The 1,262-nt window shown below is 50.2% G+C and carries 2 protein-coding genes; both read left to right on the plus strand.

Annotated features, from left to right (window positions below):
• Positions 1-120 precede the first annotated feature (120 nt).
• A complete protein-coding gene (locus AACR77_RS02260; RefSeq protein WP_042877952.1) occupies positions 121-471 on the plus strand; it encodes a DUF3653 domain-containing protein in 351 nt (116 codons plus the stop codon).
• A 112-nt stretch (positions 472-583) separates the two neighbouring features.
• Positions 584-994, plus strand: a complete 411-nt coding sequence (locus AACR77_RS02265) for a hypothetical protein (RefSeq protein WP_042877955.1) — start codon at positions 584-586, stop codon at positions 992-994.
• Positions 995-1,262: the final 268 nt, after the last annotated feature.

Below are 1,262 nucleotides of genomic sequence, written 5' to 3' on the forward strand. Positions count from 1 at the left end.
CCCCTTTGTGTTATCTACATGCATGACTGCGCATAATGTCGCGTTTGGTTAAATGCCCATGTGAAGCCCGCCGATAAGCCAGCCCACGCAATTTTGCTGGTTTATCAGGTATTTACTTGGATGGAACGAGAGTTGACCAAAAACTTCATTTTTCGTTGGTTTGAATGCGGTTTATCGGAAGAGGAGACGGCAAATCTATGTTTCGTTTCTGTGAGGCAGGTCACAAATTGGGATAAGGGTAAAGAGATCCCACCTGTCTATAAACGGCTTATGCGTATGGCATCTGGGCGGGAGCTGCCCACGATTTTCAAGGAGTGGAAGGGATGGCGGATGAAGAATGACTGCCTGATCGCACCGAATGGCGTCATGTTCGACAGAAGGAGGATCGAGGCGCTGGCCATCATCCAGGCCGAGCTGTCAGAGAAGCAGAAGGAAGCCTTCCACTGGCGGAAGAAACTAGGTATCAAGTAGACAGGGGAGGGGGCGCAAGCCCCCTTTTTCCTGATCTGGACAGGCTTGCAAACGTTTTCAGTTGAATGCAAGATAATTCAACACACACATAAAAACATGGGGATAGGTTCGGATGGGGCCCGTTATTGCTCATGGCAAACATACCTCCAGCATTTCTGAACAAGTGATCCAAAGCCAACTGATAGGGGCGTTCAACTCGGAAGGTTGCAGGATTTGGGTTGACAGCGTGAAGTCTCTCATCGCCAGCCTTGACGGTCGTCCGTTCTGCTTCCTCGTCGATACAAGAAGCTACGAGGGCGGCACCGATGAGGCTCTCAGTACAGCTAATGACTTCAATGGTTGGCTCAACGGCCAGAAGATGGTCGCTAAAGCTCATGTCATCAGATCCCAGGTACTACACGACATCGCGATTGAGCGAGTACCCAACATAAAGCAGCAGAATGTCAGAACCTTCAAGAACCAGGAGGACGCCATGGCTTGGTTGATGGAAGAGCTGAGGCTATCCGCAGTCGGCCAAGCATGAATACCGCATCCACCTGGGGAACTGCCCAGGAAGGATGGCGGAAGAAGCTAGGCATCGAGTAGGCAGGGCGGGGGGCGCAAGCCCCCTTTTCGTTGTGGACGCTCTGGGAGCCATGCGGGTAGAATTCCCCCCGTATTACTACACGGGGGGGCTTTAAGTGAATACAGCATTTAAATATATGAGTTATCTAGGGGTTGAATATTTTGAAAATCCGACATTCAGGATATCTTTAGTCGAAGAACTCAATGACCCTTTTGAAGGTAGTTTA

Origin of the sequence: Aeromonas sp. ZOR0002 (assembly GCF_963866995.1) — a bacterium.
Lineage (GTDB): Bacteria > Pseudomonadota > Gammaproteobacteria > Enterobacterales > Aeromonadaceae > Aeromonas > Aeromonas caviae.

What these genes read in the sequence shown, in the direction of transcription:
- AACR77_RS02260 (WP_042877952.1), top strand. Translation starts at nt 121, where the DNA reads ATGGAACGAGAGTTGACCAAAAACTTCATTTTTCGTTGGTTTGAATGC.
- AACR77_RS02265 (WP_042877955.1), top strand. Translation starts at nt 584, where the DNA reads ATGGGGCCCGTTATTGCTCATGGCAAACATACCTCCAGCATTTCTGAA.